Source organism: Stutzerimonas stutzeri, assembly GCF_024448935.1.
GTDB lineage: Bacteria > Pseudomonadota > Gammaproteobacteria > Pseudomonadales > Pseudomonadaceae > Stutzerimonas > Stutzerimonas stutzeri_AO.
In genome coordinates, this window is record NZ_JAMOIE010000109.1 from 1 (window position 1) to 14,111 (window position 14,111).

Annotated in this window: 16 protein-coding genes and 1 pseudogene; 10 read left to right on the forward strand and 7 right to left on the reverse strand. The window is 58.7% G+C overall.

Annotated features, from left to right (window positions below; genetic code table 11):
* From NA637_RS21710 to trpC, 6 genes and pseudogenes are all read left to right on the forward strand, one after another.
* The coding region (locus NA637_RS21710; protein ID WP_256074616.1) for a hypothetical protein at positions 1-191 on the forward strand (191 nt) is incomplete at its 5' end.
* An 8-nt stretch (positions 192-199) separates the two neighbouring features.
* Positions 200-766 (forward strand): annotated as a pseudogene (locus NA637_RS21715) (hypothetical protein); the annotation flags it as partial.
* Between the two features lie 77 nt (positions 767-843).
* Positions 844-1,182 carry a hypothetical protein gene (locus NA637_RS21720; protein WP_423836756.1) on the forward strand — a complete coding sequence of 113 codons (339 nt, stop codon included), beginning with the start codon at positions 844-846 and terminating at the stop codon, positions 1,180-1,182.
* Positions 1,183-1,718: 536 nt separating this feature from the next.
* Positions 1,719-2,312: an aminodeoxychorismate/anthranilate synthase component II gene (locus NA637_RS21725; protein ID WP_256074617.1), complete on the forward strand. Its 594-nt coding sequence runs from the start codon at positions 1,719-1,721 to the stop codon at positions 2,310-2,312.
* On the forward strand, positions 2,312-3,358 hold the full coding sequence (gene trpD / locus NA637_RS21730; RefSeq protein WP_256074618.1) for an anthranilate phosphoribosyltransferase: 1,047 nt from the start codon (positions 2,312-2,314) through the stop codon (positions 3,356-3,358). The genes NA637_RS21725 and trpD overlap by 1 nt, the downstream gene beginning before the upstream one ends.
* Positions 3,355-4,191 carry an indole-3-glycerol phosphate synthase TrpC gene (gene trpC, locus NA637_RS21735; protein ID WP_256074619.1) on the forward strand — a complete coding sequence of 279 codons (837 nt, stop codon included), beginning with the start codon at positions 3,355-3,357 and terminating at the stop codon, positions 4,189-4,191. The genes trpD and trpC overlap by 4 nt, the downstream gene beginning before the upstream one ends.
* A gap of 61 nt (positions 4,192-4,252) precedes the next feature.
* Here trpC and crp read toward each other — a convergent pair whose 3' ends face one another.
* Complete coding sequence (crp, locus tag NA637_RS21740; RefSeq protein WP_045430655.1) at positions 4,253-4,897, reverse strand: cAMP-activated global transcriptional regulator CRP; 645 nt, start codon at positions 4,895-4,897, stop codon at positions 4,253-4,255.
* Positions 4,898-5,117: 220 nt separating this feature from the next.
* On the opposite strand from crp, the gene NA637_RS21745 reads away from it, so the two are divergent.
* Positions 5,118-5,540 (forward strand): OsmC family protein, encoded by a 423-nt coding sequence (locus tag NA637_RS21745; protein ID WP_256074620.1) that lies wholly within the window; start codon positions 5,118-5,120, stop codon positions 5,538-5,540.
* Between the two features lie 232 nt (positions 5,541-5,772).
* Here NA637_RS21745 and coq7 read toward each other — a convergent pair whose 3' ends face one another.
* The 4 genes from coq7 to hemJ all read right to left on the reverse strand — a co-directional run bounded on the left by coq7 (position 5,773) and on the right by hemJ (position 8,453).
* Positions 5,773-6,420 (reverse strand): 2-polyprenyl-3-methyl-6-methoxy-1,4-benzoquinone monooxygenase, encoded by a 648-nt coding sequence (coq7, locus tag NA637_RS21750; RefSeq protein WP_256074621.1) that lies wholly within the window; start codon positions 6,418-6,420, stop codon positions 5,773-5,775.
* Positions 6,421-6,482: 62 nt separating this feature from the next.
* Positions 6,483-6,824, reverse strand: a complete 342-nt coding sequence (locus NA637_RS21755) for a histidine triad nucleotide-binding protein (protein ID WP_256074622.1) — start codon at positions 6,822-6,824, stop codon at positions 6,483-6,485.
* A 207-nt stretch (positions 6,825-7,031) separates the two neighbouring features.
* Positions 7,032-8,006 (reverse strand): NAD(P)H-dependent flavin oxidoreductase, encoded by a 975-nt coding sequence (locus NA637_RS21760; RefSeq protein WP_256074624.1) that lies wholly within the window; start codon positions 8,004-8,006, stop codon positions 7,032-7,034.
* Positions 8,007-8,027: 21 nt separating this feature from the next.
* Entirely contained in the window at positions 8,028-8,453 is a 426-nt protein-coding gene (gene hemJ, locus NA637_RS21765; RefSeq protein ID WP_256074627.1) for a protoporphyrinogen oxidase HemJ, read from the reverse strand.
* 135 nt (positions 8,454-8,588) lie between these two features.
* On the opposite strand from hemJ, the gene argC reads away from it, so the two are divergent.
* Positions 8,589-9,623 carry an N-acetyl-gamma-glutamyl-phosphate reductase gene (gene argC, locus NA637_RS21770; protein WP_256074628.1) on the forward strand — a complete coding sequence of 345 codons (1,035 nt, stop codon included), beginning with the start codon at positions 8,589-8,591 and terminating at the stop codon, positions 9,621-9,623.
* Positions 9,624-9,754: 131 nt separating this feature from the next.
* Positions 9,755-10,105, forward strand: a complete 351-nt coding sequence (erpA, locus tag NA637_RS21775; RefSeq protein WP_014851496.1) for an iron-sulfur cluster insertion protein ErpA — start codon at positions 9,755-9,757, stop codon at positions 10,103-10,105.
* An 86-nt stretch (positions 10,106-10,191) separates the two neighbouring features.
* On the opposite strand, the gene NA637_RS21780 is transcribed toward erpA, so the two are convergent.
* Together NA637_RS21780 and NA637_RS21785 are read right to left on the reverse strand one after the other, a co-directional pair.
* Entirely contained in the window at positions 10,192-11,283 is a 1,092-nt protein-coding gene (locus NA637_RS21780) for an anhydro-N-acetylmuramic acid kinase (RefSeq protein WP_256074629.1), read from the reverse strand.
* Positions 11,283-12,683 carry a peptidoglycan DD-metalloendopeptidase family protein gene (locus tag NA637_RS21785; RefSeq protein WP_256074630.1) on the reverse strand — a complete coding sequence of 467 codons (1,401 nt, stop codon included), beginning with the start codon at positions 12,681-12,683 and terminating at the stop codon, positions 11,283-11,285. Before NA637_RS21785 ends, NA637_RS21780 begins: the two co-directional genes overlap by 1 nt.
* Before the next feature lie 195 nt (positions 12,684-12,878).
* Here NA637_RS21785 and tyrS point away from each other — a divergent pair, with 195 nt between their 5' ends.
* Positions 12,879-14,078, forward strand: coding sequence for a tyrosine--tRNA ligase (gene tyrS, locus NA637_RS21790; RefSeq protein WP_256074631.1), 1,200 nt, complete (start codon positions 12,879-12,881; stop codon positions 14,076-14,078).
* The last annotated feature ends 33 nt before the right edge of the window (positions 14,079-14,111 follow it).

Consider the following 14,111-nt stretch of genomic DNA (forward strand, 5'->3'; position numbering starts at 1 on the left):
AAGCACTGCTCGCGGCCGCGCAGCAGGTAGTGACCGAGAAGTACCGGCAGTACGAGGAACTCGCAAACCGCGGCTGCGAGAGCTTCCATCCCGCGACCCACGGCATCGAAGCGACCCGCTGTGAGCGGCACGACCCGACCCTCGCAGACCCGCACAGAGGTCCGACTGGATCGTGGGAGGCGCCCCAGTGAGCCGGCCGATCAGCCCGTTGGCGGGCCAGCCTGCGCAGAATGCGCAGCGCGTGGATGTTTCCAGGCTGGTGGACGCCTACTACAGCCGGCGTCCGGACCCCTCTGCCCGCACAGGGCGTCGCGTTCGGTACCTCCGGGCATCGCGGCTCCTCGTTCGACGCCAGCTTCAACCAAGCCCACGTGCTTGCGATCAGCCAGGCGATCTGCCTCTACCGCGGGCGGCAGGGCATCGACGGGCCTTTGTTCATCGGCATCGAAACGCATGCGCTGTCGCATGCCTTCGGTGCGGCCTTCGACAATCCGCAGCTGATCGTCGCCTGCGTGATCGGCGATGGCGAGGCCAAAACCGGCCGCTGGCGACGGTCTGGCATTCCAACAGGTTCCTGAATCCGGCGCGCGACGGCGCGGTGCTGCCGATCCTGTACCTGAACGGCTACAAGATCGCCAGTCCGACGCTGCTTGCACACATCGATCCGCAGGAGCTGGATGCTCTGCTGCGCGGTTACGGCTACAACCCGCGCTACGTCGAAGGCGCCGAGCCGGCGGCGAAGCACCAGTGCATGGCGGCAGTGCTGGACGAGGACCTCATCCGCAGCGACCGCCAGGCGGGCACACCGCTCAAGCTGGTCGATGAAGTGACCAGCCTGGGCGTGTGTTGACCCTGGTTGGCGCCGGTTACGGTGACGGCTACGGCTACGGCTACGGCTACGGCTTCGCCATCGCCATCGCCATCGCCATCGCCTCGCAGGTGCAGACGCTACAGCGCCCGGACATCTCCATTCCCCCTGGCCGGCACCCCACCGATGCTCGCTACCTACCCGCTGCGCCGCCAAGGCGAACCCTCGGCGCCCGTGAAGCGGTTCATCGAGCGGGTGATGGCCATGACCGCACAGTCGGAGGATTGAGCCGTTTTGGTGATGGTCGCAGGCGTCAACGAGGCAAGCGCAGGACGTGCTACTACGGTAGACGACTAGCAGGCGGTCCGTGGTAACATCAACCCGGTATGAAGCTGCTACGGGGAGCACTTTTCCGCATGCACCTTCCGGTTAACTGACTCAGGTTTGCCATGGCCCGTACCGCTTCGATCAACGTTGCTCAGTGGTGGCGCTTCCAATAGGAAGCGGCACGTCGTTGCGGCCTTGAGCTGCACCTTTGCCGCCGTATCGGTGGGCAAGGTCAGGCACACGGCGCTCCGGCACGGCGGCTCCAAGATCAAAGGAGATTGCCCGATGCCTTTAAATCCCCTCAACATCAATGGTGTCGTGTGCGCCACGTCCTGGTGGCGCTTGGCCTCGTGCGTCTCCCAACTTGGCGCTGGCGCCCTGGTTCCTCGCTGTCTCGTCAGCCACCCCGCGTGCGGTTGCATCAACGCGACGCGGTGTCGCTTCCTGTGCGGGCTGCCGCTGGTTGGGGCGATATTTTCGGCGCTTGTTCCGCTGAAGTCTGGTGTCAATGTGTACACCCAAGTGAGCAATATGCTTCGTATAAAAAAGAATATGGCTTATAAACCAACAGGTTACATGTAATATGTTGCTCATGATCGATAACTACGATTCCTTTACCTACAACGTCGTGCAATACCTCGGCGAACTCGGTGCGGACGTCAAAGTGGTGCGCAACGATGAGTTGAGCGTCGCCGAAATCGAAGCACTGAACCCGGAGCGTATCGTCGTATCGCCCGGCCCCTGCACGCCGAACGAGGCGGGGGTTTCACTCGGCCTGATCCGCCATTTCGCCGGTAAGCTGCCGATTCTGGGCGTTTGTCTCGGCCATCAGAGCATCGGGCAGGCGTTTGGAGGTGAGGTCGTGCGGGCGCGTCAGGTCATGCATGGCAAGACGAGTCGGGTCGCTCACGAGAACACGGGTGTGTTCGCCGGCCTGACCAATCCATTAACGGTGACGCGCTACCACTCGTTGGTGGTCAAGCGCGAAACGCTTCCCGACTGTCTGGAAATCACTGCCTGGACGCAGGTGGAAGATGGCAGTGTCGATGAGATCATGGGCTTGCGGCATAAGACCCTGAATATTGAAGGCGTGCAGTTTCATCCTGAGTCAATCCTCACCGAGCAGGGGCACGAACTGTTCGCCAATTTTCTGAAACAGACCGGCGGCGTGCGCTGATGGATATCAAGGAAGCCCTCAACCGTATCGTCGGTCAGCTGGACTTGAGTACCGATGAGATGAAGGCGGTGATGCGCCAGATCATGACGGGTCAGTGCACCGATGCGCAGATTGGCGCGTTCCTCATGGGCATGCGCATGAAGAGCGAAACGATCGACGAGATCGTCGGCGCCGTGCAGGTGATGCGCGAGCTGGCCGAACCGGTGTATTTCGATACCCATCGATTGGTGGACACCTGCGGTACCGGTGGCGATGGGATGAACATTTTCAATGTTTCAACTGCCGCAGCCTTCGTGGTCGCCGCCGCGGGCGGCAAGGTGGCCAAGCACGGCAACCGTGCACTGTCGGGCAAAAGTGGCAGCGCCGACCTGCTCGAAACGGCCGGTGTTTACCTGGATCTCACGCCCCAGCAAGTGGCGCGCAGTGTCGATGCCGTGGGCGTCGGCTTCATGTTCGCGCCGGCGCATCACGGCGCGATGAAATTTGCTGCCGGCCCGCGCCGTGAGCTGGGCCTGCGCACGCTGTTCAACATCCTCGGTCCGATGTCCAACCCCGCTGGCGTCAAGCATCAAGTGCTTGGCGTGTTCAGCAAGGAACTCTGCCGGCCCATGGCCGAGGTGCTGTCGCGCCTGGGAAGCCAGCATGTGTTGGTGGTGCATGCGCAGGATGGGCTTGACGAGATCAGTCTGGCAGCCCCGACCTATGTCGCCGAATTGAACAAGGGTGAGATCAGCGAATACCGTATCCAGCCGGAAGATTTCGGGATCAAGAGCCAGAGCCTGATAGGTCTCACTGTCGAGGATGCACTGGGTTCGCTGACGCTGATTCGCGACGCACTGGGACGGCGCAAAACGGACAACGGACAAAAGGCTGCCGACATGATCGTCCTTAACGCCGGTGCTGCGCTTTATGCAGCCGATATCGCCAGCAGCCTGAAGCAGGGGGTAGAGATCGCCCACGATGCGCTGCATACAGGTTTGGCGCGAGACAAGCTCGAGGAGCTGGTGTCCTTCACCGGGGTGTTCAAGCAGGAGAGTTCGCAATGAGCAGTGTGGCAACGGTTCTGGAAAAGATCATCAGGCGCAAGCGCGAGGAAGTGGCTGAGCGCCGCGGCCGGGTCGGACTGGCCGAACTTGAAAGACTGGCGGCAGCAGCCGACCCGGTCCGCGGCTTTGCCCGGCGTCTGCAGGAGCAGGCGCGTAACAAGCAGCCGGCCGTGATTGCAGAGATCAAGAAAGCCTCGCCAAGCAAAGGGGTGCTGCGGGAAGATTTCGTGCCGGCGGAGATCGCCCGAAGCTACGAGGCGGGTGGTGCCAGCTGCCTTTCGGTACTGACCGATATCGATTTCTTCCAGGGGGCCGACGACTACCTGAAGCAGGCGCGCGCGGCATGCAAACTGCCTGTCATCCGTAAGGACTTCATGGTCGACCCCTACCAGATCATCGAAGCCAGAGCCTTGGGCGCGGACTGTATTCTGCTGATCGTCGCTGCGCTGGAGGATGGTCAGATGGCGGAGCTGGCTGATGTGGCAAAGGCTCAGAATCTGGACGTATTGGTGGAGGTTCATGACGGAGCAGAGCTGGAGCGCGCGCTGCGCCTCGATACGCCTCTGGTCGGGATCAACAACCGTAACCTTCACACCTTCGAGCTCAGTCTGGAAACGACTCTCGATCTGCTGCCGCGCATCCCTCGAGACCGTCTGGCAGTTACCGAGAGCGGCATTGTGCATCGTGCCGACGTTGAGTTGATGGAAATCAACCAGGTGTATGCGTTTTTGGTGGGAGAGGCTTTCATGCGAGCCGAGCAGCCTGGGGTCGAGCTGCAGCGTTTGTTCTTTCCCGGCCGCGCGAGCCTACGGTCGCCGGTCGATCCCGAATGAGCAGTGTGAATGTAAAAGCCGGTTAACAGCCGGCTTTGTTTATTGGTGCTTTACGGTTGGCTCAGCGAGTGCCGAATACCACCATGGTCTTGCCTTTCACGTGCACCAACCCCTGGGATTCCAGGCTTTTCAGTACACGTCCGACCATCTCCCTCGAGCAGCCAACGATGCGGCCGATTTCCTGGCGAGTGATCTTGATCTGCATGCCATCGGGGTGCGTCATCGCATCGGGCTGCTTGCACAGGTCGAGCAGTGTGCGGGCTACGCGACCGGTTACGTCGAGGAACGCCAGATCACCCACCTTGCGCGTCGTGTTGCGCAAGCGTTCAGCCATCTGGCTGCCGAGTGCATAAAGAATATCGGGGTCTTGCTGGGTCAGTTCACGGAACTTGGCATAGCTCAGTTCTGCTACTTCGCACTCAGTCTTGGCGCGAACCCATGCGCTGCGTTCCTTTTCCGAACCTTCTTTCTCGAACAGTCCCATCTCTCCGAAGAAGTCGCCGGAGTTGAGATAGGCAATGATCATTTCACGACCATCGTCGTCTTCGATCAGGATCGTGACCGAACCTTTAACGATGAAGAAAAGCGTTTCGCTACGGTCACCGGCATAGATGATGGTGCTCTTGGCGGTGTAGCGTCGACGATGGCAATGTGCGAGTAATTTGTCGATGTTCTTGATCTTGGGCGTGAGAGTAATAGCGACCATGTTGTAGTCCTGGAAGATGTGTCCAATAGGAGGCAGTTTTTATTATTATTTATGATTGAGTTCTGTTATCAGGCTTAGCGAGATTAACAGACCCGTTCGGGTCGACAATAACACTGCGACACGAATATTAACTTCCGGGCATTAGTTTCGTCGGTTTACTACCTCCAGCGACCACCTATGGTCATGCTAAGCTTCACTCCTTTTCAAGCGGGGTCTATCGATGAAAGCGCGCATTCAGTGGGCTGGCGAGGCAATGTTCCTTGGCGAGTCCGGCAGCGGCCATGTCGTGGTCATGGATGGTCCAGCAGAAAATGGTGGACGCAATCTAGGTGTTCGGCCGATGGAAATGCTCTTGCTGGGGCTCGGCGGCTGCAGCAACTTTGATGTGGTGAGCATCTTGAAAAAGTCGCGCCAGGCTGTGGAAAGCTGTGAAGCCTTTCTCGAGGCGGAGCGCGCTGATGAGGATCCGAAGGTGTTTACAAAGATCCACCTGCGCTTCGTCGTTAAGGGACGTGGTTTGAAGGACGCGCAGGTCAAGCGTGCCGTGGAACTGTCTGCCCAGAAGTACTGCTCCGCCTCGATCATGCTCGGTCGCGCGGGTGTGGAAATCAGCCATGACTATGAGATCGTCGAGTTGGGCTGACGCCAGCGACCTGCGAACTTCGTCGACTCGACTCGACTCGACAGCGCCGAGCGCGTGCGCGGCCGGCACCGGATCAGGGCTGCCAGATGGGGTGGAAAGGCGTCGGCGCCATGAGTGATGGCGAGTTAATATGCGCTGAACATGCCGCGCTAAGATAACGGTCTTCTGAAAGATAACGGTCTTCTGAAAGAAGAAGGGCGCCATGTGGGCGCGCTTCTTCGTTGGGATCAGGTCAAATCCGGTAAGTGGCTTTAGTCATCAGCTTGGCCATCAGGCTCATGCCGAGCTTCACCGGCGCTGGGAAGCGCAAGCCGCCGGCATCCAGAGCGGCGGTCGAATGCTGCGCTTCGTCCGTGCGCATCTGTTCGAGAATCGCCCGGGACTTCTCGTCGTCTTGCGGAATCTGCTCGAGATGTTCATCCAGATGTTTGCAGACTTGATCCTCGGTGGCCGCAACGAAGCCCAGGCTGATCCGGTCACTGATCAGGCCAGCCGATGCACCGATGCCGAACGACAATCCGTAAAAAAGTGGATTGAGAACACTGGTGTGACTGCCCAACTGGCGAATGCGCTGTTCACACCAGGCCAGGTGGTCTGTTTCTTCGGCTGCAGCTCGCTCCATCGCCTCGCGTACTCTCGGCAACCGTGCCGTCAGTGCCTGCCCCTGGTATAGCGCCTGCGCGCAGACCTCACCGGTGTGATTGATGCGCATCAGGCCGGCAACGTGACGCGCTTGGCTGTCGCTCAGTTCAGCCTCGTTCTTCAATACGGCGGGTGTCGCTCGCTGAGGCTGGCCGCTGAATGGCAGTAGCGTCCGTAGCGCGGCATCGGCCTGCAGCAGCAGGCGGTCGGCAGGTGAGTATTGGCGTTGGTTGGTCATGTCGCCTCCAGATGATTCGGAGCAGGCGTGGGCGGTGGGTGGTGCGCTGGGGACGCGAGTGTTCAGCCGGGGGGCCAATGCATCTGACGCTGGCCGAGCACATGCATATGTATGTGATGGACCGTCTGACCGCCAAGCTCGTTGCAGTTCATGACAACCCGAAAGCCTTCCTGGCAGCCCTGCTCTTCAGCGAGACGCTGCGCGGTAAAGAGAATATGCCCAGCAAGGACCTTGTCGTCGTCTTCGCTTAGATCATGCAGGGTCGCGATATGTTTTTTCGGCAGCACCAGGAAATGTACCGGCGCCTGGGGCGCGATGTCATCGAAGGCGATAACCTGGTCGTCTTCATAGATCTTCTGCGCAGGGATAGTCCCGGCCACGATCTTGCAAAATAGACAATCCATGGCGTTTCTCCAGAATGGGTCAGAAAGCAGTGTAACAGGCGATTTTCGGGCTGGTCAGCTGGCATGGAGCATAGCGGTTCGGGATTGATCAGTGCTCATTCAGCGTTGCTGTTGCCGGTTCTTCGCGCGACCCTGGGTCGTGGGTGAGCGGCCCACAGGTGTCGCCAATCGAGAGTTGCTCGGGGCCTGTGGCACCTGAGCGGTGCGTCACGGTTGGCGCAGCCAGCGATGCGACAGCCGCGCTGCGTGATCGTGGGCGGCACGGTATTCCCGGTCCAGCCGGGCAATCAGCTCTCCACAGGTCGGCAGGTCTCGTATTTCCCCCACGCCCTGGCCCGCCGACCACACGGTTTTCCATGCCTTGGCCTCATCACTGACGGGCTTGAGCTTCTCTGCATAATTCATCTCGCCTTTGTTTTTCAGGCGCTCTTCATCATAGCCGGCTTGCTGCAGGCTTTGACGCAGGAAGCTAGCAGGCACGCCTGATACCGCTGCGGTGTGAATGATGTCCGCAGCATGGGCCAGCAGCAGCATCTGCTTGTATTCATCCGAAGCCTGGCTTTCGCGGGTGGCAATGAAACGCGTCCCCATATAGGCCAGGTCCGCGCCGAGGAGCTGCGCCGCGAGTATCTCGTGACCATGGTTGAGGCAGCCGGAGAGCAGCAGTGTTTTGTCGAACAACTGGCGAATTTCCGCCACCAAGGCAAAGGGGCTCCAAGTGCCGGCGTGCCCGCCTGCGCCTGCTGCCACTGCTATCAGCCCATCAACCCCAGCATCGGCAGCTTTCTCAGCATGGCGTCGGGTGGTGACATCGTGAAAAACCAGCCCGCCATAGCTGTGAACGGCGTCCACCACTTCCTTCACGGCGCCGAGACTGGTGATGACAATCGGTACCCGCTGCTCCACGCATATCGAAAGGTCAGCTTGGAGCCGAGGATTGCTGTGATGCACGATCAGGTTGACCGCATAGGGCGCGGGTTTATGGGCGCCTGTCAGGTGCTGGTTTATCTCCTGTAGCCAATCACGCAATCCGCTGCTTTCTCGTTGATTCAGTGCAGGAAAGCTGCCGACCACGCCGCTGGTGCAACATGCTGCCACCAGTGCAGGGTTCGATACCAGAAACATGGGAGCGGCGACCAATGACAGACGAAGGCGCTCTTCGAGGAGTGCTGGCAATGACATGGCAGATTCCTTGAGTCGGGTTCAGAATGGTTTGATGACGACCAGAATGACGATAGCCAGTAGCAGCACTACCGGAAACTCGTTGAACCAGCGGTAGAACACGTGGCTGCGAGTGTTTTCGTCGCGTGCGAATCGTTTCAGCTGAGCGCCGCACATATGGTGATAGCCGATCAGCAGGACAACCAATGCGAGCTTGGCGTGTAGCCACCCTCCGCTGAACAGCGCAGGATTCAGCGCAATCATGCCTATGCCGAACGCCAGCGTGGCGACCATCGAGGGAATCATGATGCCGCGATAGAGTTTGCGTTCCATGACCTGGAACCGCTCTCGACTGATCGCGTCCTCGCTCATGGCGTGATAAACGAACAATCTCGGCAGATAGAACAGCCCTGCGAACCAGCAGACGATTGCAACGATGTGCAGGGCTTTCAGCCAGAGATAGAGCATTCGCAAGTTCCTTCGGTTCAGAGTCAGGCCCGATAGTAGTGGCTTGAGGGGCCGCGCGTCATCTTGGTGGTTGGCCCTGAGCGCAGGCGCCTTTATCATCAAGGTTCTTTATCGTTCCACTGCGAGAGGCAGCTCATGGTCAGGGTCGGAATCGTTGGCGGCACAGGCTACACCGGGGTCGAGTTGCTGCGCCTGCTAGCCCAGCACCCCCGGGCCGAAGTGGCTGTGATCACCTCCCGCTCCGAAAACGGGGCCAAGGTGGCGGATATGTATCCGAATCTGCGCGGCCATTACGACGAGCTGGCCTTCAGTGTGCCCGACACCGCAACCCTAGGCGCCTGCGATGTAGTCTTCTTCGCCACCCCCCATGGCGTGGCCCATGCCTTGGCGGCAGAGCTGTTGGACGCCGGTACTCGGGTGATCGACTTGTCTGCAGACTTCCGCCTGCAGGATGCGGATGAATGGGCCAGGTGGTATGGCCAGCCACATGGGGCGCCTGAGCTGCTGTCCGAAGCGGTTTACGGTCTGCCCGAAGTGAACCGTGAGCAGATCAAGGGCGCGCGCCTGATTGCTGTGCCTGGTTGCTACCCCACGGCAACCCAGCTCGGCTACCTGCCGTTGCTGGAGCGTGGCCTGGCCGATACATCTCGGCTAATAGCCGACTGCAAATCCGGCGTCAGCGGCGCCGGGCGCGCAGCGAAGATCGGCTCGTTGTTCACCGAGGCGGGCGAAAACATGATGGCCTACGCCGTGAAGGGTCACCGCCATTTACCAGAGATCAGCCAAGGACTGCGACGCGCAGCCGGGGGTAACGTGGGACTGACCTTCGTTCCCCATTTGACGCCGATGATCCGCGGCATTCATGCCACCTTGTACGCGACGGTTGCCGACACCTCGGTGGATCTGCAAGCGCTTTACGAGCACCGTTACGCTAGCGAGCCGTTTGTCGATGTGATGCCTGCAGGCAGTCATCCGGAGACGCGCAGTGTTCGCGGTGCCAACGTATGCCGTATCGCAATCCATCGCCCGCAGGGCGGAGATCTGGTGGTCGTGCTCTCGGTCATCGATAATCTTGTTAAAGGGGCCTCCGGCCAGGCGCTGCAGAACATGAACATCATCTTCGGCCTGGATGAGCGGCTCGGCCTGGGCAATGCGGCTTTGCTGCCCTGAACTGGCTGTTTGAAATCGCTTGGGATCAGCATCGTATCGGCCTGGCATCGAGAATAGTTGACCGATTTTGTAGGACAAGCCGATAATGCTGCGTCAAGCAGTAACATGCGTTCACGCGCCAGGAGAACCAAATGAGTGTCGAATCCTTCACGCCCACCGCGATCCAGTTCAGTCAGGGCGCCGCGAGCAAGGTGAAGAGTCTGGTCGATGAAGAGGGTAACCCGCGGCTGAAGCTGCGCGTCTTCGTCACGGGCGGCGGTTGCTCTGGTTTTCAGTATGGTTTTACCTTCGACGAGGATCTGGCCGAAGATGACACTATCATCGAGCGCGAGGGCGTAAGTCTCGTGGTAGACCCTATGAGCTATCAGTATCTGGCTGGAGCCGAAGTCGATTACCAGGAAGGTCTTGAGGGCTCTCGTTTCGTCATCAAGAACCCAAACGCAACGACGACTTGTGGCTGCGGTCAGTCGTTCTCGATTTAGCGCTCTGCTGTTAGCCAAACACCGTGCCAGGGCACGGTGTTGTTGTTTGTGCGTTGACTATTAAGTAAGTTGCTGGCGGCGGGACATCAGGCGGGGTAGATCGCGCCCAGCACGCGAGGCCCCCGAGCGCCTGTCACACTTGGCCGGTTAGCGGTGATGCCTTCGACGCAGCAGTGCGCCAGCCAGGCGAACGCCATGGCTTCTATCCAGTCCGGCGCGAAGCCGTAATCTGCAGTGCTCGCTACCTGGCATGTCGGCAACAAGCTTTTCAATCTTTGCATCAGCGCGGCGTTATGCGTGCCGCCGCCGCAAACCAACAGGTCCTGTGTCCCGGGTTGAGCCGCCAATAGCGAATCAGCGATGCTGCGAGCGGTGAGTTCCAGCAGGGTAGCTTGAACATCCTTAGGGGCGAGATTTGGGTATGCAGCAAGGTGAGCATCCAGCCAAGGTAAATTGAATAGCTCTCGTCCGGTGCTCTTCGGTCCCTGGGCTGCGAAGAAACCGTCGCTCAGCAGCCGCCCAAGCAGGTCAACATCCACATCACCACTTGATGCCCAATCGCCGTTTTGGTCGTATGGTTGGTTCTTGTGGCGCTGAATCCATGCGTCGAGCAGCACATTGCCCGGACCGCAATCGAAGCCGCGGGTCGCTGTACCCGGGCGGAGCAGGCTAAGGTTGCTGAAACCTCCGATGTTCAGTACAGCTCTGAGGCGTGTTGTGTCGCTGAACAATGCTTCATGGAAAGCAGGTACCAGGGGCGCACCTTGACCACCAGCCGCCACGTCGCGCTGACGGAAATCAGCTACCACACTGATGTTCGTCAGCTCGGCAAGCAGGGAGGGATGGCCGATCTGAATAGTAAAGCTACGTTGTGGCTCGTGCCGCACTGTCTGTCCGTGGCTTCCTATCGCTCGAACGGTCGTGGCGTCAATTCGGGTCTCGCCGAGCAGCTTATGGATCCCGTCACTTGCCAGCTCGGCCCAGGCCTGCTCTGCGATTGCTGCTCGGGCTAGCTCGTCAGGGCCGGTGACGCATAGATCGAGCAGGTCTTGCCTTAACTGCAGCGGCATTGGCTCGTAATGCGTGCCGAGCAGAGTCGTACGCTCGTTTTGCTCGATCAGAGCGAAATCCAGGCCGTCCAGGCTGGTGCCTGACATGACCCCGATATAGAGCGCCATTAGTCGTCGTTCTTCATCGCCAACATGGTCGCGCGCTCTTCGTCCATACGCGCCATCAACGGCTTGCTCAACTGCAGGAAGCGTTGTACTTCGCTTTTTGCAATCGGATCCGCCATGGGCAATTTCAGGCCCAGTGGATCGACATGCACACCATCGACCTGGAATTCGTAGTGTAGATGAGGGCCGGTCGACAAGCCTGTCGTACCGATATAGCCGATGATCTGACCTTGTTTGACTGACGATCCGTTGCGCACGCCTTTGGCAAATCCCTGCATGTGGGCATAAAGCGTGCGGTAACGGTTGCCGTGTTGAATGACCACGGTGTTGCCGTATCCTCCTTTACGGCCTGCGAGAAGCACTTTGCCGTCCCCGGCACTCTTGATGGGCGTGCCGTGTGGTGCGGCGTAGTCCACGCCCTTATGTGCGCGAATCTTGTTCAGGATCGGGTGTTTGCGGCCGTTGGAGAAGCGAGAACTGATCCGCGCAAAGTCAACCGGGGTGCGAATGAAAGCCTTGCGCATGCTTTGGCCATCAGCGGTGTAATAGCTGCTGGTGCCCTGCTTGTTGGTGTAGCGGACAGCTGTGTAGCGCTTGCCGCGATTGGTGAAGCGGGCCGCGAGAATGTTGCCTGTTCCAACCCGGTCGCCGGCAACAGTTTTTTGCTCGTATATCACCTCGAACGAATCGCCTTTACGTATGTCCATGGCGAAATCGATGTCGTAGCCGAACACGTTGGCCAGATCCATCGTCAGGTTGTGACTGAGTCCTGCGCGCTTCGCAGCGAGGAACAAGCTGCTCTCTATGCGGCCATAGGCGTAAGCAGTGCTCACGTCCGGCTTGAGCTGCTCCTTCTTGAATACGTAACTGGTACCGGATCGCTCCAGTTGCACGCTTTCCAGCTTGTTCAGCTGGCTGCGTAGCTGGGCTAGGTTGCCCTGCTCATCCAATTTAAACTCTAGGCGCTGGCCAACCTTCAGGCGAGCAAATTGCCTTGCCTCTTTGCCGCTGGCCAAGACGTCGTGAACGGTTGCTTGAGGCAGGCCAATCTTTGCAAATACCGTCGACAGCGTATCCCCGCTCGCCACGACCACTTCTTTCGGCAGCGGTGTGGCTTTGGTAGCTGCTTCGGCGGCTTCCAGCTGCAACGGTTGAGGTTCAGGTTCGCCAGGGGTTTCGGTCTGAGCGAAGGGTGGCTCAACCGAAAGGCTAACAAAAGGTTCTGCGCTTGCGGTTTGGAGTTCTGCAGCGGTATCGAGTCGCAGATCGAGAAAGGTCTTCTTGGCTTCGACTTCGCGGGATGGGAATACAAGAAGTGCCAGGCTCAGAAGCGCAGCTACACCGCTTGCAGCCAGGAGATGGCTGTTCGGGTAGAGAGGTGCTTTCGATTTTGAATAGGTCATTAGTAAAGTCTGGAATGTGCTGGCGATATTTTGTACAGAGCAAATATCGGCCTAAAATATAAGCAAAGTGCTGTCGAGGCAACCCTTGAATTCTCCGGCCGTGGGCTGGTCCGGGTTCTGCGACGTTGAATTTTCCGGGGGTTCTTGTAAGGTTTACTGCCTTTATTTCCTACATTTCCTGGCGTGGGGCCTCCAATGAAGTCAGTTCAAGAGCAGTTGTCGGTGATCAAGCGGGGCGCTGACGAAGTGCTCGTCGAGGCAGAGCTGGTTAACAAGCTGGAGCGCGATCTTCCGCTTCGAATCAAGGCCGGCTTCGATCCAACTGCGCCGGATCTGCATCTCGGTCATACCGTGCTTATAAACAAGCTGCGCCAGTTTCAGGATCTCGGGCACCAGGTGGTCTTCCTCATAGGGGATTTCACCGGGATGATCGGGGACCCAAGCGGCAAGAGTGCAACGCGTCCTCCTCTGACGCGCGATCAGGTGCTGGAGAATGCGGAAACCTATAAGAGTCAGGTGTTCAAAATTCTTGATCCTGCCAAGACCGAGGTGGCCTTCAACTCCTCTTGGATGGATGGTTTGACGCCGTCCGACTTTATTCGTTTGGCATCCCAGTACACCGTGGCTCGTATGTTGGAACGAGACGATTTCAGTAAGCGCTACTCGACCAACCAACCTATTGCTATTCACGAGTTCCTCTATCCGTTGGTCCAGGGATACGACTCCGTTGCGTTGCGGGCAGATGTAGAGCTGGGTGGGACAGATCAGAAGTTCAATCTGTTAATGGGGCGCGAGCTGCAGCGATCTTATGGGCAGGAGTCCCAATGCATCGTCACCATGCCGCTTCTAGAGGGTTTGGATGGGGTGAAGAAAATGTCCAAATCGTTGGGTAACTATGTAGGCATCCAGGAAGCGCCGGGCGTCATGTACAGCAAATTGGTGTCGATTCCGGATGCGCTCATGTGGCGCTACTTCGAGTTGTTGAGCTTCCGGGACCTGGCGGAAATCGACGAGTATCGGGTCGATGTGTCGCGTGGCGCAAATCCTCGCGACATCAAAATCAAGCTGGCGGAAGAGATTGTTGCTCGCTTCCATGGCCAGGAGGCCGCCGCGACAGCTCATCGATCAGCGGGTAACAGGATGAAAGAGGGCGAGCTGCCTGAAGATATTCCCGAGATCGAACTGCGATCTCCCGAAGATATGCCTATCTCCGCGGTGTTGAATCGATCAGGTCTCGTGAAGAACGCAGCAGTGGCGCGTGATCTGCTGGGCTCGGGAGGGGTTCGGGTTGATGGCGAAGTCGTTGATCGAACCTTTATCGTCAGGCTTGGCAGTACGCACGTGTGCCAGGCGGGTAAGAAGTCCTTTGGGCGGGTTTCGCTCAAGACTGAATAAAACCGAAAAGAGTCGTTGACGTGAGTTTCTGAG